The organism is Mesorhizobium sp. B2-6-1 (assembly GCF_006440475.1).
In the GTDB taxonomy this organism is placed as follows: Bacteria; Pseudomonadota; Alphaproteobacteria; order Rhizobiales; family Rhizobiaceae; genus Mesorhizobium.
Map to the genome: position 1 here is coordinate 241314 of NZ_VFUH01000010.1, position 20583 is coordinate 261896.

Sequence of the window (20583 nt, forward strand, 5' to 3'; positions counted from 1 at the left end):
TCTGGCGCTATTTGGCAATCTCGCGTGCAAGGGAAAACGCTTCCTGGAAATCGAGCGCGATCGTTTTTTCGGATTCGATCATTCTTTTGAAAAGGCCAGACTCGACCTTATATTTGACGTTGCCGATGGCAAGCGGGCCAATCCCGACGACCTTTGCCGCTTCTAGCGGGTCGCCATTGGCATTGACGGCCAATCCTTCGATGCCTGCGGGCGGGACCGCGTTAACGTCGGCGGCGATAAGCAAGCCGCTGCCTCTCAACTGGGCCTTTGAAACCACCTGGACGCCGGCTTTCGCACAAGCCAGTATGACCTCACTTGCTTCGACCAGATCGGCTTTCCGGGCATCGCTCGATCCGTCAGCCGCATCGACACCGATCTTGAATCGGCTTTTGATCTCGGCAGCGATCTGCTTCACCCTTTCGATGCCGTCATGGCCGACAAGCGTGACGCGGGCGCCCTCCCTTGCCGCGATGACGGCGGTGCAGAAGCCAACCACGCCGGTGGCGCCGAAAACAGCCACCCTCGTGTCCTTCAGCCCGCGCTCGAATTTCTTCTCCAACGCCTTCTCGACCTTGGCCACCATCGCCGCGGCCGTGGTGAACGAGCCGGCCGGGTCGGCAAATACCGAAACCTGGAAAGGCGGCACCATCGCCTTCTTCGCGGCATCGAACATGTCGAGCGCCAACGAAGCATCCTTCCCGGCGATAAAGATGCCGGTATCGACGCCGGCATCCGGCGGGCGCGAAAAGATCGCGTCCTGAACCAGGCCTGTCACCTCACCAAGGTCGACATCGACATAGGGGACCACGCTGTCGAAGCCAGCGTCGAGCGCCATGTTCACGTCGAACGGGCTCATGTGCTTCAACGGCGTCAGCATATGCAGGATATGTTTGCGGGCCATTTCTCGCCTTTCTGCTTGGAATCTGAAGCGTCAGCTGCCGACGAGACCGAGTCCGGTCGAACTGATCTTCGCGCCGGAGTTCCTGCCTTTGACGATCTTGATCTGAAGGCCGTCTTCAACGGCTGTCTTCTGAACCGCGCCGACGAATTTGAGCGCGGCGTCATGCGACGGCGCGAAGGCAAAGCCTGTGGGTCCCCAGGAACTCTGGCCGATCCCGACGGCGCCCGCTTTATTGAGACGGTGAGCGACCATCTCGACCCGCTTTGAAGTGAACACGCCGCCTTGCGCCGGAGCGAAATGGCTGCCGATCAGCATCTGTATCGCGGTGACGGCAGCGCCGAATGCCGCAAGATCGCGCTCGACCAAGGCCGGCATGATACCCATCAGCACCCTCCGGCAGATCTCGCCGCTGCCCGCCGTCGGGAAGGGTGGCAGTGAACGGAACGCCGCGACCTCGGCTTCGCCATGCAGTCCATGCCCGGCATGGTCGAGGATGAGGATGACGCGCCATTCTTCGGGAAACGGCAGTCGCGCCACGACCGGAGGCGGTCCGCCACGCTCGTCCTTGCCCGCGTCGACAATCACGCCGCCGTCTTCGAAACTTGCGATGCCGATTCCAGATCGGCCGCCTCTTTCGAGCAGGGTCGCGTCGCCGGCGACATCGAGAGGCAGGTTGTGGAGCGTTCGCAGTGCAGAGGCGACGGCAAGGGCGATCTGCGTGCCGGACCCAAGGCCGGCGTGACTCGGGATCGACTGTTCGATCACCAAATGGTGCTGGCCGCGAATGCCGAGATGCCTGCAGAGCGTCGACAAGTGCTCACCGGCGCGAACGCTCTCGGAACCTTCGACTATGGTCTCGCCGGACCGCGACAGGGTGACAACGGTTTCGGGTTCACTCAACGGAAGCCCAACGCTGCCAAAGCGACGTCCGGCATCGCCATTGAGATCGAGGAAGCCAAGGTGAAGGCGAGCGGGCACTCGTACGGTAACAAAATTCGACATCTGCCCCCCGATGGGTGCATCATGGATGCATCATGGAAGTTTAGGTGCCCGCCACGATGATAACTGTTTTCGTCGAGGGAGCAAGCCAAAGAGAGTGCATTCATGTTTCTGCTTTGGCCTGTCGTGTTGACGGACCGAGCAATTCGGGGAGGTCGAGATGAGCGAAACGGTCAAGGAGAAGGTCTATTCGGACGCCGAGATTGCCGACCGGCTTGAGAAGGAGTTGCCGAAATGGCGCTACGAAAACGGCTGGATACGGCGCAAATACAAGACCCACAGCTGGAAGTCGACGCTGATGGTCATCAACACGGTTGGCCATCTCGCCGAGGCGGCGTGGCACCATCCCGATATCACCGCTTCCTATGCCTGGGTCGAGGTACGCCTGATGAACCACGCGGCGAAGGGTATCACCGACAAGGACTTCGAGTTGGCGAGAAAGATCGAGGACGTTGTCCAGTGGCAGCCGGCCAAGGAAGGCGGAGCGCTGGAGGGAACTCCGGCGACCGATCAACGCTTCGCTTACATCAAATATGATTAAGCGCGGTCGGAGTTTGTTGATAGCGTATGAAAACATTCGTTAATCTGCTGGCAAGCGGGGTTCACGGCCAATCCAGTTTCGTCTAGGATCGGGCCGGCACCAGAAAGTAGTGTAGCGAATGGCGGTTGCTTGGATAGGCAACCGGGAAGCGCTGGTCGAGCGCGCGGCTGCGCATGCCGCGTCGCTGTTATCGTCAAGCCGGTGCCCGGTTTTCAGCTTTGATACGGACATACACGGCACGAGGGCGGCGATCGCGCTGGCCGAGCGGCTTGGCGCGGCATACGATCACACCGACGGCGCGGCACTTGCCCGAGAGACCATGCTTTTTACCGACAGGGGCGCGATGACCGTCGCCCCTGGGGAGACGCGCCGGCGTGCCGATATCGTGGTGATCGTGGGCGAACTCGCACAAACCCATCATGATCTTGTTACCGAACTCGCTGGCACGGTTCCCGATCTCTCGACCAGGCCCGATCTCTCGACCGGGATTGAGCGCGAGTTCTTCCTGGTGGGATCGAACGGGGTGTCCGCGCCGCCGTTGAAAAACGGGCGCAAGGCAACGCTCCTTTCCTGTGGCCAGGCTAGCCTCGGCGCCACGCTGGCGGCGCTGAGGGCGCAGTACAAGGGGCGGCAAACATCGCGACCGGTGTCGAACTTCAACGATTTCGCCAAGGCTCTGGCGGCTGCGCATTTTCCCGTGTTCCTGTTTTCAGGCCATGCGACCGATGGGTTGGCGTTGGAGATGCTGCAGGGGCTGATCGCCGATCTCAATCGCAAATCACGTGCATCTGGTCTTCATCTGCCCGCGAGCGAAAACGGGTGGGGAAGCGTGCTCGCCTCGACCTGGATGACAGGTTTTCCATTGCGCACGGGCTTTGCGCGGGGCTTCCCGGAATTCGATCCCTGGCGTTACGATGTGGCGCGCATGATCGCCGCCGGCGAAGCCGACCTGCACCTGCGGATCTCCGCCACGGTTGCCCAACTCCCGAGAAAAAGGGGACGCATGGCACTGATTGCGCTGGCTAAAACGGAAGAGCCGGTCACAGGCGCCGCGGTCACCATCGCCATTGGCGAAGCTGGAGTCGATCACGATGCGGTTGTCTATTCCAGCCGTACCGGCTCGCTGAAGTCGACTGATACCCGCGCTGCTTCGAAATTGCCCTCCGCCGCGACGATCATTCGCCTGGTCGCCAGTCGGGTTTTCGCCGAGGCATTGCCATGCTGACGAAAATTGCCAACGGCGACATCGTCGACCCCGTCAACAGCCGTCTCGGCAAGGGCGACCTGTGGATCAAGGACGGCAAGATCGTCGCGGCGCCGGCTGAGGGGGTGGCCGACCGGACCATCGAAGCCGCCGGCTGCATCGTGATGGCGGGCGCCATCGACATCCACTCCCACATTGGCGGCGGTAACGTGAATACCGCGCGGCTTCTCTTGCCCGAACAGCATGCCGCCCATCAGGCCCGACCGGCGACCACGCCGCTCTCCAATGCCGGCTGGTCGACCTTCCAGACCGGCTGTCTCTACGCCAAGATGGGCTTCACGACGGTCGTCGAACCGGCGATGTCGCCGGGATCTGCACTCCACACCCATCTCGAGCTGGCCGACATCCCGATCATCGACAAGGCGACGCTCGCCATTCTCGGCAACGACGACTTCCTGCTGTCAATGATCCGTGACGCCGCCACACCTCAAATGATCGAGGACTATGTCGCCTGGACGGTCGCCTCGACGCGAGCGCTCGGGGTCAAGGTGATCAACGCCGGTGCAGCGGCCGCCTTCAAGGAAAACGCACGCACGTTCGCGCTGGACGATGTGGTGCCTTCCTACGGCGTCAGCTCGCGCAACATCGTCAAGACGCTGCAGGCCGCCGTCGACAATCTTGGCCTGCCGCATCCTTTGCATGTCCATTGCAACAATCTGGGCATTCCCGGATCTGCGGACACGGCGGCCGCGACGGTTGCGGCGGCGGATGGGCTGCCGATGCACCTCGCCCACCTCCAGTTCTATGGCTATGGCACGGAAGGAAAGCGCAGATTTTCCTCCGCCGCCGCGCGGCTTGCCGAGCTTGTCAACACGACTCCGGAAGTCACCATCGATATCGGTCAGGTAATGTTCGGTCAGACGGTCACGGTCTCCTCCGACGTCATGCGGCAGTTCTCGGCGCGGGGCAGCGCGCATCCGAAAAAGTCCGTCATTCATGACGGGGATGGCAATGGCGGCGGCATCGTGCCCTACAGCTATGGCAAGGACTTTTATGGCACGATGCAGTGGGCGATCGGGCTCGAGCTTTTTCTCCTGATCGACGATCCCTGGCGTGTGTTCTTCACCACCGATCACCCCAACGGTGCACCCTTTACCGCTTATCCGGCTCTGTTCGAGCTGCTGATGAGGCGGGAAGCACGCACCGAAATGGCCGCTGGACTTTCACGATCCGCCTTAGCGCACTCTACCCTGTCCGCAATCGACCGCGAATACACGTTCGAGGAAATAGCCATCATGACGCGCGCAGCGCCGGCCAGGCTGCTTGGGTTGACGGATCGAGGCCATCTCGGCGCCGGCGCGATAGCCGATATTGCTGTCTATCGCAGGAACGAAAGTATCGCGAAAATGCTCGGACAGGCGGCATATGTTTTCAAGGATGGCGATCTCGTCGTGCAGGACGGGGAGATCATCCATTACCGCTGGGGCAAGGCCCTCAGGCTTAATCCACCTGTGGACAAGGCGATGGTGCGGCGTCTGGAGGACTATCACCAGCAGCGCTACGGCCTGTCCTTAGATTGGTTCAATTTCCCGGATTCCGCGATTGCGCGTGAACAGCCATTCGGCGAGGTGCCATGCCGAACGTGAGCGTAAATGGCGTAACGATCGACGATACTTTTGCCGAAGCCTTTGGGATGCGGGCAACCGCCATCATCATCACCGCGCCGAACCGGAAATGGGCACGGCAGGCGGCGATCACGATGACCGGCTTCGCCACCTCGGTAATCGGTTGCGGCTGCGAAGCGGCAATCGATGCCGACCTGCCGCCGTCAGCCACCCCGGATGGCCGGCCCGGCTGCCGCGTGATGATCTTCGCGATGGGAACCGATGAATTGCAGAAGCAACTGCTCAATCGCGTCGGGCAGTGTGTTTTGACTTCGCCGGGCTCCGCCTGCTTTGCCGGGCTGGAGGGCAGCGCTAAGCTCAAGCTCGGTTCGGCACTGCGTTATTTCGGCGACGGCTGGCAAATCTCCAAGAAGATCGGCGACAGGCATTTCTGGCGCATTCCCGTCATGGATGGTGAATTCCTCTGCGAGGCAACAACCGGACTGACGAAAGAAGCCGTCGGCGGCGGCAATTTCTTTGTCATGGCCGAAAGCAGCGCCAACGCATTGGTCGCGGCCGAGGCCGCGGTCGCCGCGATCGGAATGGTGCCCGGTGCCATCGTGCCGTTCCCGGGCGGCATCGCCCGTTCGGGTTCCAAGATAGGTGGCAAATACAAGGGCATGATCGCCTCGGCCAACGAAGCCTACGCGCCGACACTGCGCGGTGTGGTTGCGAGTGAGCTCGGCCCCGACATCAACGCCGTCCTGGAAATCGTCATTGATGGTGAGACCAATGATGCCGTTGCCGCGGCGATGAAGGCCGGCATCAAGGCCGTCATCCAGATCGGACCGAAGAAAGGCGCGGTTCGCATCGGCGCCGGCAATTACGGCGGCAAGCTCGGTAAGTTCATCTATTCGCTGAAGGATATGTTGCCATGAAGGCGCTGACCTTCACTCTTGTTGCCGAACCGCCTGAGCGCCTCGACCTGTCGCCGCTGACGCCGGAGCGGCTTGCTGGGAGCGAAAGACGGGATATCGAAAAAATCCGGATCGGCATGTCGAAGCACGGATCGAAGGTGGGCGACATTTTTCGCCTCGCCGGCAGCGATCCGCTAAGCATCGTCTTCGAAGGAGGAAGCGCGCGCCTCGACCGGGTGGCGCAAGGCATGGGAGGTGGATCGGTTCGCGTGATCGGCAATACTGGCGCGCAGGCCGGGCGCGCCATGCGCGGCGGCAAGCTGACGATCGAAGGCAATGCGGGGCCGCACGCCGGCTCTGGCATGCGCGGCGGCAGGCTGGAGATAATAGGCAATGCCGGCGATCACCTTGGTGCGCCGCTCGTCGGCGAACTGGCCGGCATGAATGGCGGCGTGCTGATCGTCAGGGGCAGGGCGGGCGCCTTCGCCGCAGACCGGATGCGGCGCGGTCTGATCTCGGTGCTGAAAGGCTCGGGCGACTATGCCGGCAGTCGCATGATCGCGGGCACGCTGGTGGTAGCCGGTGGCATCGGTGAAATGCCCGGCTACCTGATGCGTCGCGGTTCGATCCTTCTTGATCGCGCGCCAGGACATCTGTCGCCGAGCTTCGTCGAGTGTGGCGCGCCCGAGAGCGTTTTTGCCACCATCATCGATCGTCATCTGATCGCCGAAGGCATTTTGAAACGGCCGCTGCTGGGGAGCGCACCACATAAATATGGCGGCGACAACGCGGTGCTTGGAATGGGCGAGGTTCTCTTTCCGCGCCGATGAGGTTTCCGGCAACGAGATCGATCAAGTGCTTGTGCCTGTCGATCGGCCCTGCTCGCTGAGCTTTAGGAATGTGTCCAAACGTCGATTTGCCGCCAGGTATTGGCTTCGGTCACGTTACACCGGGCTATTGGAGACCTGTAGGGCGCGTTTCGGCGGATGCGCGGGCGGATAATTGCGCTTCCGCTGAGCGAAACATGTCCTCGAATCCAAGCTCGGTTTCAAACACGGTGCTTCCCAGGCTGATCGCCAGAACGTCCTCGGTCCCCTTGGGCGCGAAATAGACCCGCGCGACGCTTGCCCGAATGCGCTCGCCAATTTCCGCGGCCTCCGCTTCGGTCGTACCTGGAAGAAAGACTCCGAACATCGATGTTCCTATGCGACCTACCATATCCTCCTTGCGGACCGAAGACTGAATGGCCGATGCGACGAGCCGCAAGGCCTCATCGCCCCAATCTGGGCCGAAGCGAAGATTTATGGAGCGAAGGTGTTCGGCATGAATCACCAGGAAGGCGCCCGAGCGCGGCCCTGGCGCTGACGGCCTGGCCGCGCGCCGCTCGACCATCGAGGTGAAAACCGGGCCGTTCAGGCAGCCTGTCACCCTGTCATAGGTCTCGGCCCTGTTGAGCTCCCGCCGGTAGCCGCGGATCTGGGCCTGCTTCAAGCCGATCAATACGAAAAGCGGCAGACCGATGATCAGAGGCAGCAGCACCGCAGTGACCATGCTGCGCGCGAACGGCGTCAAGACATCGCTGAACAACAGCAGGTAATTGAGGCCCACTGAGAGGGCAAGGCTGCCAACGGTCCCCAGGACGGCGAGCCACGCGACACTCTTCCATACCGGCTCGGTGGCGGTCGTTTCGGCTTGTGCCATTACCAATCTCCTGTCAGATCGGCGAGCATAGCGCCGGCATGCGCAATTTCAGTTGCGGCAAACCATACAATTTGATCGATGTGCGAATCGTGAATCGATTTCGCCTATCGCGGCGGGCCGAAAACTCCCACCTCCGCGTCCTCGGCGACTGCTTGCGCCTTGCCATAGATGCCGGTGGGCAGCGCGATCGCCCAGCCGTTGGACACAAGCCAGGCGCCGACATCCTGCTTGCCAAGGCTACACGGCGCGGCAATGGCAAAACGCTCGATCTCCGGCGGCATGAAGCACTTCAGCGCGCGCCCACGCAGCCAGGAGTTGAAGGCGGCGCGTGCGCGCTGGCCGCAGGACCAAGCGACATCGTGAAACGAGCAGGTGGCTTCCGGTTCTATGCTGGCCACACCACTGACGGCCACTTTGCGTCCCATGGATTCGAAAGTCGCCGATGACGTTGCCATTGGCCGGAAGAGCAGGGTTTCGCGCCAGTCATCTGGCATGGGCGTTTTAGGGGGCACGGCGAGGCCGAGGTCGCCGAGCGGCGGCCGGGCTTCGATCCGCTCGATCTCGGGCAGGTCAATCGACGGCAGCGCGACAATGCCCTCGGCAACCCTGCGCGCTTCTCGCCATCTTCCGTCGAGAACAGTCGTCTGCGACCGGGCTGGTTGCCCGGCATTCTCGACACGAGTCCCAAGGGCAGGCCTGTCGGTCGCAAGCAAGGCTCCGGCATGCATGATCAGGGCAATCCCGAACAGCAGCTCGAGGCCTCCGACCGTAATGACCAGGCGGGCCAGCACAGCGTTCGTTACCGGACGGTCAGAACCCCGAGGTCGATTTGGCAACCAGTTTGAGCGCACCCTTTTCTATCCGATAGAATGGCATCGATCTTTGGCTGGATCCATCGGCGCGAAAGCGGAACAGGCCGGTCGATCCGCGAAATCCACTCGGATTTTCGAGCACCTGTTTGCTGAAACCGTCAGGTCCGACCGCGCTGGCAATTCCTGCAGTCAGCGCAACCATATCATAAGCGTAGGCTACGTTGACGTCGGCGGGATAATTGTATGTCGTCCTGAAGCGATCGGCGATCGGCCCGGTTTCGCCCGGATCGAGCGTTGCGATATAGGCTCCCTCGAACGATGGTTCCATGGGATGCTCCAGCCAACGGCTGGTTCCGACGACGGAGGTCGCCTTGCCCGCAATGCCCTTTGATTTGAGAGCGGCAAGTATCGGCGACGGGCTGGCATCGCCGCTGGCAATGATGACAGCGTCGGGAGTGTCCACGAGCGAGGCCATTTCGTCGACCGCCTTGGCGGCGCTGTCGCCGGCCGAATATGGAACGGTGACGGCGAGCGTCGCGCCATAGATGCTGAGACTGTTGGCGACCCGCTTCTCGACCGTGCTGGCATTCGAGCCACCCGCGACAAACAATACGAATTTTTTTCCGCCTTTTGCGGCGATGCCCGCAGCGCCCGCCGCCGCACTGTCCGCTTCGCTGAGGCGCACGGCATAAACACCGGCGCCGCCCGCGAAATTGTCGGCAAGCGCCAGCACGGGCGGCCGCTTCGATCCCGACAATGTGGCGATATGCTGGGCTGCCGGCAGTTCGGTCGGCCCGATGACGACTTTCGTGCCGGTCGTCAGGGCTTGCAGCGCCAATTTGCCGGCCTGTGCGTTGTCGCCCCTGGTGTCCTCCACCGTCAGCGTAAGCAATCCATTGCCGATATCGGTCATCGCGAGCTTGGCGCCATCGAGCATCTTGCGGCCATTTTCCCCCGCCGTTCCCGAGGCGGATAATGGCAATAGCATGGTAATTTTCGTCGAACCGGCACCCATCGACTGGGTTGCCTGGGCCGGGCCGGCGGCCGGGGCGCCGTCCTGCCCGGCAGGCGCGGCAATCGCCGCCGGATCGAGCGCTTCGGTAACGCCCCCCTTCGACTGGCAGCCCGACAATACCGCGGCGAGCGCGAAGGCGGTTGCCCAAATCTTCAGCCCACGGACCCGTCGGCCAGCTTCCATGATTGTCCCACCCTGTTCACCGCCGGCTTATTATTCCCGGTCTGGTCTCCGACGCATGTTACGGCGAACTGGTCGTGCCGTCCTGTTTTTCTTCAGCCGCCGAAGAGCCGGGCCCTCAGCGCCCCGACCCGTCGCGCTTGCCCTGAGAAGGTATCGCGGTCCGACGAAAACGCGGAAACGCCGAACGTCGCCATCGGCAACGGCACGGTCGGCTGATAGCTCGCGAACGCCTTGAATGTCTGTCGCATACCACACTGCGGTTGCGTCACAATGGGATCGGCTGCGCCGAGCCGGACGACGGAGGTTGTGCCATGGGAGGCTGCTCCAGCCGGTCGGCGCAAGCCAGCGTGACGACTTGGCCAATGCCGGCCAGGGCGATCGTTGCGGCGATCGCCTTCAGGAGTTGATCCGTCCGCTGCCATGGTGGCCAACAGGCGCAGGTTGCCTATCCGGTCAGTGCATGTACTCGACCATGCGATCGTGGAAACACTCGCATTTGTTGAGCGTGTCTTCGTCCTTGTAGTTCGTCTTAAGATAGCCGTAAGCCATGCCGCAGGCGACCTTGGCTTCGGAGGCCCAGACGAAAACCGGCCGGGACGAATTGATCCACTCCGAGCTGTTGGCGACGACGACCGACTCGTCCATCAGCTTCACAACCTGATCCCTGAGATCGACGATGTTGTCGTTCAGCACCAGGTTGGAGGTGCCGACGACACCGCAATAATCGCCGGTGGGTCCTTCGATGATGTCGGCGGCATTGAGGCCCGTCGACAAGATCGACAGCAGACCGGCCCCCAAAGCCACCCGCAAGATTCTGTTCATGTTGCTCACCCCGTTCCTTTCGCCCCTTAGGCCACGTCCTGCTTGGTACCGTGGCTGTCGTCATAGAGTATTTTGACTGCTTCGGCCGCACTGTGGAACGTATAGTTCTCAAGGACGGCCACCGTGTGATAGTTGTCGCCGCCGCCATTGGTGTCGACCTTGACCTCGGCGTTCGCCGCATTGGCCGAGGACTGCGCGATCTCCACGAAGCCGCCGGCTTCGAGATCGGTGACGCCGGCCAGGCCCTTCAGCAATGCCGTAAGATCGATCTGGTCGCCCTTGGCGCCGTCGTGGAAGTCGGCGATCAGATCGGTCACCTCGAGAGAGCCGATGGCGAAGGTCTTCGTGCCGTCGGAGGCGACGGTCGGCTGTGCGGGGGCACCGAGCGAGGTGTCGAGTTCGACCTCGACATAGTTGCCGGTGGTGCCGTCCGCCATCTGGAACGTGCCGTTGCCTGTCACGGTCTGTCCGTCGATTTCGCCCACGGCCGGGTTGGCCGCCGTGCTGATGGAGACGATACCGTTATCAGCGAGGTGTGACAATTCCCCGGCCTCGCTAGTGCCGTTGGCATTGGCATCCTTCCAGATCAGCAGGCTGCTGAACGCCGCGTCGTTGTGATCGATGACGCCGTCATGATTGCCGTCGAGCGAGGCGAGTGCCGCCGCCCCGCTGGCGAACTTGCCGCCGCCGAAGCTCGGCGTGAACAGTTCCGTGCCGTCGTCGATCTTGCCGTCATGGTTGAGATCGACCGCCAGCATGCCGTCGTGCGATGTGTTCCATGCGATCTGATCTTTTGTCTCATCGCCGTTGATGTCGAACTGAACGCCGTGGCTGAGGTCGGAGAAGGCAAAGCCGTCGTGGTTGAGGTCGAGGATAATGGGATCTATGTGACCGTTGCCAATCAATGTCCCCAGATTGGAGATACCGCCCGGTACATTTTGCAAATCGATGAGAATGTCATTGGCGGAGTTCGGATTATTTCCAACTTGCTCGTAGACGAAGGTGTGGTTGGCACTGCCGTAAGTCGCGGTGAAGGCGACCGTCACGCCAGCGTTACCCAGATCATTGTTGTGCAGATATTGGACAACAGCGGCGACGTTCGCCGCTGACCCCAGCGCCACTGCCGTGTTCGATGCGTTGTAGAACGTGATGATGCCATTCGTAATGCTATGCTGGCTGATCAGGCTATTGCCGATGGTCAGGCTGGAATTTGTTCCATCGACATGGGTGGGAATCCCGACATTGGCGGCGGCAAAGGGTGTCCCAGCCAGCGTAAGCTTGTCGGACGTAGGATCGAAATCGGTGATAACGTCAAAGCCGGTTATGGTTCCGGAATTCAGGATGCCGCCGGTTGTCCCCGGCGAATTGACGCTCGCAATCACAAAGGTATCGGCACCGCCCCCCCCCATCATGGTGTCGGCGCCTGTTCCTCCAGTCAGGGTATCTGCCCCTGCGCCACCGACAAGAATGTCGTTGCCACCGCCTCCGTTGATAGTTTCACCACTCGCGCTGGTGGCGATCAGGATGTCAGCGTTTGCGGTGCCGTCCAAGCTTCCGCTCGTATCACGCGAAACAGTTGCGGTTGCTGTATCCGTCGCAGTTCCGTCCGACAGCGTGTAGGTAAATGATCCACCCGCCTGGCCATTATTGTTGCCAACGTCGGTAAAAGTCACATTGGATGCGTCCGAAGCAACGGTTCCACTGGTTGCCCCGGAGGCTGCGGTCAAAGTCAGGCTGTTTCCATCTGGGTCGCTGTCGTTGAGCAGCAAAGCCCAATTTGGAATTGTGACAGTCTCGTTTGTCGTCGCGCTGATGATGATCGAGTCATTGGCCCCGATCGGGGCGTCGTTCACCGGCGTAACGGTGAAATCGAACGCCGAGTTGACCGGTGTGCTACTGTCCTCGTTGCCATCCTCGACATTGATCTGGAAGCTCGCCGCTGTCGTCTCCGAACCATTGTGGGTGAACGTCACCTGACCGGCCTGCAACTGTGTGCCGGTGAAAGTGTTCTGCGTCACGCCGTTGACCTGGATGATGCCGTTGGTAAGCGAGGATGCCGTGAATGTCACACCCGCCGCAGTGTCGTCAGGGTCGGTGAAGTTCAGGTCGGCAGTGGTGATGACGTAAGTGCCGCCTTCTGCCACGGTCGCAGCATGGTCGCCAGTCTGCGTCGGAGCGTCGTTCCCCGCCACGACATGGATCGTCGAGACCGCGGTGTTGGAATTCGACGTTCCGTCGTTGACCGTGACCTGCACGGTCCTGTCAACTGTCGCCGGGGCGTTCGAGGTGTTGTGGAAGGCGATGGCTTCGATCGCCGTTTCATAGTCGGCTTTCGCTGCATTGCCGGTCAGTGTGATGGTGACCTGCGAGCCATTGTCGGCAACGCTATAGCCGATGCCGTTCACCGTGCCGATGTCGCCGCCTGAAACCGGCGTCCCGGCGATGACAAACTCGTCGCTGGCCTGCTTGTTGGTCAGTACTATCGTGGCCGAGGCCATGTCGGCGCTGTCTGCATCGGTGATCAGCGAATTGACGGTGGCGATAGCCGCCGCCGGACCGCCTTCGGTGAAAGTAGCGGTGCTGCCGGTGGCTGTGTCGACGCTGGAGCAGGCAATGTTCGCGTTATCGATATAGTAGTACTCGCTTTGGTCGAGGTTATCGTCGGCAACAAAACGGATAGCAGAACTGGCTGAGATCAACGATGATGTTAGCGCGATGTTCATGCTGCCATTGCCGTCGGCAGAGTCCCCGTCGATCCGGCCGATTTCAACCCAGGCCGTTCCGTTCCATCCCTGGACGATCAGGTCTTCGCCACCGTCCGGCCCGGATTTGTTATAGTCGAACGTCAGCGTTGCGCTCGTGGCATTCGACAAATCCACATTGCGTTGAATGAAGGCATCCCCGCCGGTGTTGCTCGAATTGTCGCCGAGGCGCAACTGCCCATTTACGATGCGGATATCGCCACCGGATGCGCTGCTGTCATCGCTGGTCTCCGTCCAGTTGCCTGCCCATCCCGTGCCGCCGCTATAGTTACCAGACGAGAAATTGTCGGTCACATTGCCAGTTGTTGTCGCATGATTGTCCAGATCGATGCGCGGCGGTTCAGGAATATTGTGGACCGTTATTGTGAGATCCGCTCCGGCCGTGTCGCCGTCGCCATCCACCAGGACATAGTGGAATGTCTCGGTCTTGTCCGCATTGACGTTCACCGGTGCGGTGTAATCGTAGTCGCCCGCATGATGGATACCCTCGTCGGCGAAATAGAATGTCAGCTTCCCACCGGCGCTCGTGGTCACCTCGATCGACTTGCCGTCGTTTGCAAGCAGATGCGCGCCGGGTAATGCGCCGGAAAGGCTGATGGCGTTCGTTCCATTGAACGTATAGGTCGTACCGTCGATCGCAATCGACTGGATGTGGCCGCCGTCGGCGCCAAACGCATCGGCGCCAAGGCCATGATCGGCAAGAATGCTGCCCGAGGCGGACGATGGCAGCGCACCCGCCAGCGTCGATGAAAGCTCGGTCGGATCCGTCACCGCTTCGGCAATATCGCCTGGGCGCGAGGCGATCTGCGCCAGGAAGGTTGTATTGGCGATATCGCTGAAGCCAAGCGCGAAGACTTGGTTCACATGGCTGGTGGCCAGGAAATTACTCCAACTGGTCTGCTCGTTCGCGTCCAGGCTCGCTCCCGATTGCGGGTCGCCGTCGCTCAGGAAGTAGATGTTGGTGGCGTCGGCCGTGGGATGCGGCAAATTCGCGTAGCGATAGGCACTATTGCTTCTGCCGTCGATCAGGTTGGCGGCGGAGTCATATTGCGTGCCAGCCGAGAGACTATTCGAATTGAACCCGTTTACGGTGTTGATGGCACTCTGGATGTAGTTGCCTTCGCCGATCGTATACTGGCCGACGAGCTCGGCTCCTACTCCGAAAGAGTAGATCGTGATCTGGTTGAAGATCACTGTCGAACTGCTCAGGAAATTCTGGACGGCCGACTGCATGAGTGCAAGCCGGGTAGTGAAGCCGCCCCCGCCATCGGGATCGCTGTTCATGCTGAGCGAAAGATCGAGCACAAGGATCGCATTGAGCGTCGGCTTGCTGCCTTCGTCTACTTGCACGGTATCCGCCTTCGCCACCGGCATATCGTCGTCGATCTTGATGCCGATCGCGCCGTGGGCGTGATCGCCGTTGGAGTCGGTGATGGTGTACCCAAGCGAAAGATTGATGTCGTTCTCGCCGCCGCCTTGCGGATGATCGACCTCCTGCAGCAGCGTGAAGTTATAGGTCGCCGCTGTCTGGTTGACCTCGATCTTGAAGACGGCGTGGTTGGCTGCGGCCGTCGCGCCGGACGTGTCGGTCGTGCCGTACAAGGTGTGTGAGGCCGTGTCGTAGTAATAGTGGAGCGCGACGCCGTCATGCTTCACTGTGAAAGCGCCGTCCATGACGGTGTCGCCATTGGCAACGTCGAAGCTGAGCGAGCCATGCCCGTCCGGTCCATAGCTGCCGAGCGATATGTCCGCGGGGTTCGAAGTCGTATCGTCGCCCGTGCTATTGGTGTTGTGGACGCCCGCGGCAAGATCGTCCTCGTCGACCACGATGCTTGACGAGGTGGCGGTCGGCTGACCGGTGCTGTCGAGCCCGACGGTCAGCGTCGCGGTCGAGGTGTCGCCGTCGCCGTCCTTCAGCGTGTAGGTGAACACGTCGCTGCCGGCCAGGCCGGAGACACGGGTATAGACGTAGCTGCCGTCCTCCTGCAGAGCCAGCGTGCCAAATTGGCCGCTGACGACGAAGCCGCCGCCAGCCACATCGGTGTCCGATCCACCAGAGCCAGTGACGCCGCTGATCCTGGCGCCGTCGGCACCCAGGGTGTCGATACCGGTGCCGTGCAGACCTTCGTTGGTGCCGGTGCCGTCTGTCACATTGCCGAGGATCGAGCTGCCTATGATGCCCGTGCCGAAGGAATCGGTGTCATTGTGGGCCGTTGGGCCATCATCGCGTATCGCGATGTCGAGCGAAGAGGTGGTGCTGCTGCCGTCGGTGTCTGTAACGACAACACCGTAGTTCGCAAACACCTGATCCTGGAGGCCACGGTCACCGGGCGTCGCATCCGCCGTTGTATTCGGATGAGTGACATTGTCGAGCAAGGTGAACTTGTAGGTCACCGTGCCGCCGGTCGCGTCTCCGACAAAGCTTGTCACCTGGAGCAATCCGTAGGCCGGGCCGCCCAAGATGGTCACCGGCGCTCCAGGCGAGGCGGCCTGTAACTCCGACAAGGTCAGCGCTGTGGTCCCGATCGTCATCGTGACCAGGCCGTCGGGCGATGTGAAACCGAAGGCGCCGGTGTTGCTTTCCGACGGATCGAAATTGGTAGCCGGATTGTTGTCGTTTTCGCCAGATCCCGCAGGTTCGCCGCTACGGATATCCAGGCCCTTTTCATCGACGAACGTATCCCCGCCCGAAGCTTGCAGCGTCAGACCGGTAAGCGTCGTCAAGTAGTTGACGTCGACAGTGGTCGAGCCCGCCGTGACCAGATGCTCGTATTCGCTGCCCCCCGACTGCACCGACGCGATCGAATTGGAAATATTCGCCTGGTCGGTGATCTGGGCGTCCGTGTAGGTGTGGGTCACGGATCCTGTTGTAGCGCCGGTGGCGACTGTCACTGTCTCGCCATTGGCCAGCGTGAAGGTCAGTGGTGCGGTCGGTGCGACCGAACCAGGAGTGCCGGTCAGCGTCACCGTATAAAGGATCGAGCCGCCATTTTCCGAGACCGGGATTGTTGAGGACGTGAGCGTCGCCGTCACCGTGTTGGTAGTGTCAGTGACCTGCGCCGTCGCCGTTGCGGCGCCGACCAGGAGATGCTCGAAATTGCCACCGCTGGTGTTGATGATGGTCGCGGTCCGGCTCGACGCGTCGAGATAGACGTCCTCATCATTGCCTGAGGCAATCGTCAGCGTGCCGGTGGTCTGGCCGTTCGCGATCGTGATGTCGCCCTGGTTGGTTGTGATCGTGGTCACGCCCTGGGAGGCGTTCGACAGTGTTGCCGTGAAGACGTAGTTGGCCACCGCTCCTTCCGACACCGTCGAGGCGCTAAGGTTGACCGTCGTGTCGTTGGTGGTGTCGTTTATCGCAAAGCCGAAGTTGGCGGTCGACGTATCGCCGTCGCCATCCTTTACGGTGAAGGTGCCGGTTGCGGTGCCTCCAGTAAGATAGACGTCGTCGCCTTGCGCGGTGAATGTGTAGCTGCCATTCGCCATGACCGCCATCGTGCCGTGCTCGAAGACGATTGGCTGCGAGTAGCCATCGGCGCCGAACACCAGGGTCTTGCCGTTGATCTGCGTCACCGTGGCACCATCGGCGCCGGCGACGAAGTCCAGCACGCCGGTGACCGTTGTGCCCTCGGCGACGTTTTGCGAGGCACTCACACTCGCCGTCGGCGTGTCGTCGTCGACATCGATCGACAGCGTGCCGGTGGCCGTGTCGTGGTCGCCGTCCGTGACGGTGTAGTTGACCCCGAACTGCAGATTGTTCTCGTCGTCGCCGGCAGGGTGCTCGATCGCATGAAGCTGCGTGACCGTGTAGGCGCCGGATGTGGTGTCGGCCAGATGCACCTTCAGCACATCGACGACGACGTTGTTCTGCATCTGGCTGATGATCAGGTCGGTTCCCGAGTTCGAGGTCACCGAGAACCCGCCCGCAACCGGCAGCGTTGCGCCGGTGAGCAGCGTCGTACCGGCGCCGTCGGCGCCGTAGGTGTGGCCGAGCGTACCGGATGCGTGGGCTGTGTCGGGAGTGACATCGCCGGTGCCATCGGGATTGCCGCCCAGCGCGTCGTCATCGAGCTGGACCTGTGCATTCATCGCTGCCGCCGGCACGTCGTCCGCGACATTGACCGTAAAGCTCTGGGTGACGGAGTCGCCGTCGCCGTCGACGGCCTTGATGGTGAAGCCGAGCGGCAGCGAGGCGTCGCTGCCGCCGATGTGGTCGTGGTCAAGCGGCTGCCAGAGGGTGAAGACAAAGGTCGGGGTGCCCACGCCGTTCAGGGTCACCATGAAGACGGGATTGGATACGGTGTCGCCTTGCTTGAAGGCGACGAGTTCCTCATCGACGCCGTTGGCGGCAAGACGGACTGTGTAGTCCAGCGAAACGCCGCCCGAGGTCAGCTCTTCGGGCGCCATGAGAGTGTTGCCGGGACCGCGCGCGAATTCGAGATGGCTCGATCCCTTGTCGTCCGCATTCCAGTCGATATTGAGATTGCCTGATGTCGGCTGTACCAGGGGCAGCAGGCTCTCCGACACATTGCCCGTACCCGCAGGGCTGGTGACGACCGGAATGTCGTCGGTGACATGCACGGTGAAGGCGGACGACGTGCTGTCGCCATCCGAATCCGTCGCGTTGAAGCCGAAGGACAGGGCCTTGTCGTTGTGGTCGGCTCCAGCCGGATGGTCGATATTGTCTTCCAGGTTGAACGAATAGTTGCCGTTCGTCTGATCGTTGATCGACACGGTGAAGATGGTGCGGATGACCGAGTTGTGCGTGGCGGTCGCCGTCAGCACGGTGTCGTTGCTGGACAGAGTGTAGGTGATGGCATCGCCATTGGACGTCAGGCCAGCCTGGACGCCGGCCAACGCCGGATTGAAGGCAACCGAGCGGTCGTGAATGCCGCTGTTGGGATTGGCGTCGTCGGCTCCCCACGAGATTCCCAGCGAGCCGGTCGCGGAGGCCGCGTTGAATGCGTTTGTGGAACCCGCTGCGGTGCTTTCCGCCACGGTGGCCTCCGCCGCAGCGATCACTGGCCTGTCATTTTCGACCACAATGTTCAACGTGCCGGCCAGGTTGACGCTGTCGCCGTCGAAGTCGGTCGCCTTGAAGAGCGAGCCGATGTCGATCGCCATCGTCCCGCTGTCGCCGGAATTGAGGCTATGGTCGAGGTGATCGAGCAGCGTCAGCGTAAAGGTGCCGTTGTTGTTGTCCGCAATCGTGAATACGGTGCGACCGTCCGCCGCGACGCCATCGACGGCATCGACACCCACAACGAAATGAACCGCCGATCCCCCCGACGACACGCCCGCCTGAGTTCCATTCTTTTCGACGTTGAAGGAGAAAGTCGCGTCGTCATCAGCGCCGATCGAAAGCAGTGGGACGAAGGCCGATGCCCCAAACGTAACCGAGGTTGGCTGGCTGCCGCCTTCCGAATTTCCGCTCGACAGGCCGGTCAGCGTGTCTTCGTAGACGGTCGGAAGAGTGGCGCTGCCGTTCAGCGCTACCGGAATGTCGTCCTCGATGCCAATGGTGAAGACGCCGCCGCTGGTGGTGGTGGTCGACGTATAGAGGAAATTTTCGGCGCGGATCTTGTCGCCGCTGTCGAGATCGAAGCGGATCACCAGATGGTCGAACGTGCCCGCCGGGTCGATCGTGACGACTGAGCCGTTGGCCGGCACAGTCATCGTTCCTATCTGGAAACCGGAGCTGCCGGAAACCGGCACGCCGGCGCCATTGTAGGCTTCCCAGGAAATTGTGCCCGAACCGTTGCCGTTGATGGTGAAGCTCACCGCATCGGTGCCGGGCCGCGAGAAGATGAAGCCCTCATTGTCATGGATATGATTGTCGCCGATGCCGACGCCCTGACCCGAAACGTTGAAGGAATCGCTTCCGGCGCCATTGTTGAAATCGTGAGCCAAGGCTCCCTTGAACGTTAGTCCGTCGAACGTAACGCCGCCCACGGTATAGGTGCCGTAATGGCCGGAATGCAGACTCAGGCCTGTCGTGGCTGTGGTGGTCGTCGTCTCGCCGGTGATCGCGATCGTGTCGCCGTCGGCGTCGGTGAACTGGAGCGCATGTGTGAAGTCGAGCACCAGCTTCTGGTTGTCATCGTTGGCGGGGGAGTTCGGCAGGTGGTCGATCTGGTCCAGCAAGGTGAAGGTGTAGGTGCCGTTCGGCTGGACATCGAGGGTGAAGACTTTGCGGTCGCCCGCATCGAGGCCGGGTGTTCCGCTCTCGACATAGCCGGTCAGCACCGTGCCGTCGACGTGGTAGACGATCGCCTCGCCCTTCGATGTCGCCGCCGGCAAGCCAGCGGGGTTCTGGATCAGCGAGAAGGAACCGGGTTCGTCCGCCCCGGCGGAGACCAGCGAGCTCAGCGAACCGGTCGCGACCGTGCCGAGGCCATCTCCGTCGGGATTGCCGACGGAATGACCATTCGAGTTCGCCAGCAAAAGCGCGTCCTCGCCGACATTGCCGGAGACGGTGGCGCTGGTCTGCACCGGAATGTCGTCGAGGACCTGGATCAGGAAGGTCCCGGCGCCAAGGGGGATGGAGTCGCCGTCACCGTCGGTCGCGACGATATACGAGGAAAGATCGATCGGGCTCGTCAGCTGGTTTTCACCATTGTCTCCGGCCTGGCCGTCCAGCGCCGGATGATCGATCTGATCCTTGAGCGTGAAGACGTAGGAGCCGTTGGCCCCCACGGTCAGCTGGAAGATCTCGCGGTCGCCGGCCGAGAAGCCGGCGCCGTTTCCTGCCTCGGCATAACCATGCAAGGTGCTCCCATCGGATACGATGAGCACATGCGCGCCCTGCGACGTAAGGCCGGAATCCGCCGGCACGGCCGTCGAGGCAAGATGAAACGCCTGGGCGCCCGGGCCGTCGGCGCCGAAGCCGACGAGCGCGGTCAGCGCGCCGGCAGCGCCCGTGACGGTCGCGGAAAGGCCGATCGCTCCCGTCTCACCCGGCCTGCCGGCATCTGGGTTGTGCCCGGCAAGCCCGTCTTCGTCGACATTCGCCGTGATCGAGGCGGTTCCGACGGCCTTCGGCCCGTCATCCTCGAAGACGATGGTCTGGGAGATGTCGGCGCTTTGTGTGACGTGGTCGCCGTCGCCATCGGTCGCCGTGAC

At 61.7% G+C, this 20583-nt stretch carries 12 protein-coding genes; 5 read left to right on the plus strand and 7 right to left on the minus strand.

What is annotated here, in order from left to right:
* Window positions 1–7 precede the first annotated feature (7 nt).
* Both FJ443_RS21245 and FJ443_RS21250 read right to left on the minus strand, forming a co-directional pair.
* On the minus strand, window positions 8–901 hold the full coding sequence (locus FJ443_RS21245) for an NAD(P)-dependent methylenetetrahydromethanopterin dehydrogenase (RefSeq protein ID WP_140566625.1): 894 nt from the start codon (window positions 899–901) through the stop codon (window positions 8–10).
* A 30-nt stretch (window positions 902–931) separates the two neighbouring features.
* Window positions 932–1903, minus strand: a complete 972-nt coding sequence (locus tag FJ443_RS21250; RefSeq protein WP_140524695.1) for a beta-ribofuranosylaminobenzene 5'-phosphate synthase family protein — start codon at window positions 1901–1903, stop codon at window positions 932–934.
* A 157-nt stretch (window positions 1904–2060) separates the two neighbouring features.
* On the opposite strand from FJ443_RS21250, the gene FJ443_RS21255 reads away from it, so the two are divergent.
* The 5 genes from FJ443_RS21255 (at window position 2061) to FJ443_RS21275 (ending at window position 6996) form a co-directional block, all read left to right on the plus strand.
* Entirely contained in the window at window positions 2061–2441 is a 381-nt protein-coding gene (locus tag FJ443_RS21255; RefSeq protein WP_140498164.1) for a 4a-hydroxytetrahydrobiopterin dehydratase, read from the plus strand.
* A gap of 118 nt (window positions 2442–2559) precedes the next feature.
* Window positions 2560–3666: a tungsten formylmethanofuran dehydrogenase gene (locus FJ443_RS21260; RefSeq protein ID WP_140498161.1), complete on the plus strand. Its 1107-nt coding sequence runs from the start codon at window positions 2560–2562 to the stop codon at window positions 3664–3666.
* Complete coding sequence (locus FJ443_RS21265) at window positions 3660–5291, plus strand: formylmethanofuran dehydrogenase subunit A (RefSeq protein ID WP_140665707.1); 1632 nt, start codon at window positions 3660–3662, stop codon at window positions 5289–5291. Before FJ443_RS21260 ends, FJ443_RS21265 begins: the two co-directional genes overlap by 7 nt.
* Window positions 5279–6187 (plus strand): formylmethanofuran--tetrahydromethanopterin N-formyltransferase, encoded by a 909-nt coding sequence (fhcD, locus tag FJ443_RS21270; RefSeq protein WP_140515165.1) that lies wholly within the window; start codon window positions 5279–5281, stop codon window positions 6185–6187. Before FJ443_RS21265 ends, fhcD begins: the two co-directional genes overlap by 13 nt.
* Window positions 6184–6996, plus strand: coding sequence for a formylmethanofuran dehydrogenase subunit C (locus FJ443_RS21275; RefSeq protein WP_140665710.1), 813 nt, complete (start codon window positions 6184–6186; stop codon window positions 6994–6996). Before fhcD ends, FJ443_RS21275 begins: the two co-directional genes overlap by 4 nt.
* Before the next feature lie 124 nt (window positions 6997–7120).
* Here the strand turns inward: FJ443_RS21275 and FJ443_RS21280 are convergent, their stop codons facing one another.
* From FJ443_RS21280 to FJ443_RS21300, 5 genes are all read right to left on the minus strand, one after another.
* Window positions 7121–7867 carry a GGDEF domain-containing protein gene (locus FJ443_RS21280; protein ID WP_140665713.1) on the minus strand — a complete coding sequence of 249 codons (747 nt, stop codon included), beginning with the start codon at window positions 7865–7867 and terminating at the stop codon, window positions 7121–7123.
* A 104-nt stretch (window positions 7868–7971) separates the two neighbouring features.
* The gene (locus tag FJ443_RS21285) at window positions 7972–8658 is read right to left on the minus strand and encodes a thermonuclease family protein (RefSeq protein ID WP_140524689.1); all 687 of its coding nucleotides are present in this window, start codon (window positions 8656–8658) and stop codon (window positions 7972–7974) included.
* Between the two features lie 19 nt (window positions 8659–8677).
* On the minus strand, window positions 8678–9877 hold the full coding sequence (locus tag FJ443_RS21290; RefSeq protein ID WP_140665715.1) for an ABC transporter substrate-binding protein: 1200 nt from the start codon (window positions 9875–9877) through the stop codon (window positions 8678–8680).
* Window positions 9878–10330: 453 nt separating this feature from the next.
* Window positions 10331–10699 carry a hypothetical protein gene (locus FJ443_RS21295; RefSeq protein WP_140665718.1) on the minus strand — a complete coding sequence of 123 codons (369 nt, stop codon included), beginning with the start codon at window positions 10697–10699 and terminating at the stop codon, window positions 10331–10333.
* A gap of 26 nt (window positions 10700–10725) precedes the next feature.
* Window positions 10726–20535, minus strand: a complete 9810-nt coding sequence (locus FJ443_RS21300; RefSeq protein WP_348641936.1) for a DUF5801 repeats-in-toxin domain-containing protein — start codon at window positions 20533–20535, stop codon at window positions 10726–10728.
* Between the last annotated feature and the right edge of the window lie 48 nt (window positions 20536–20583).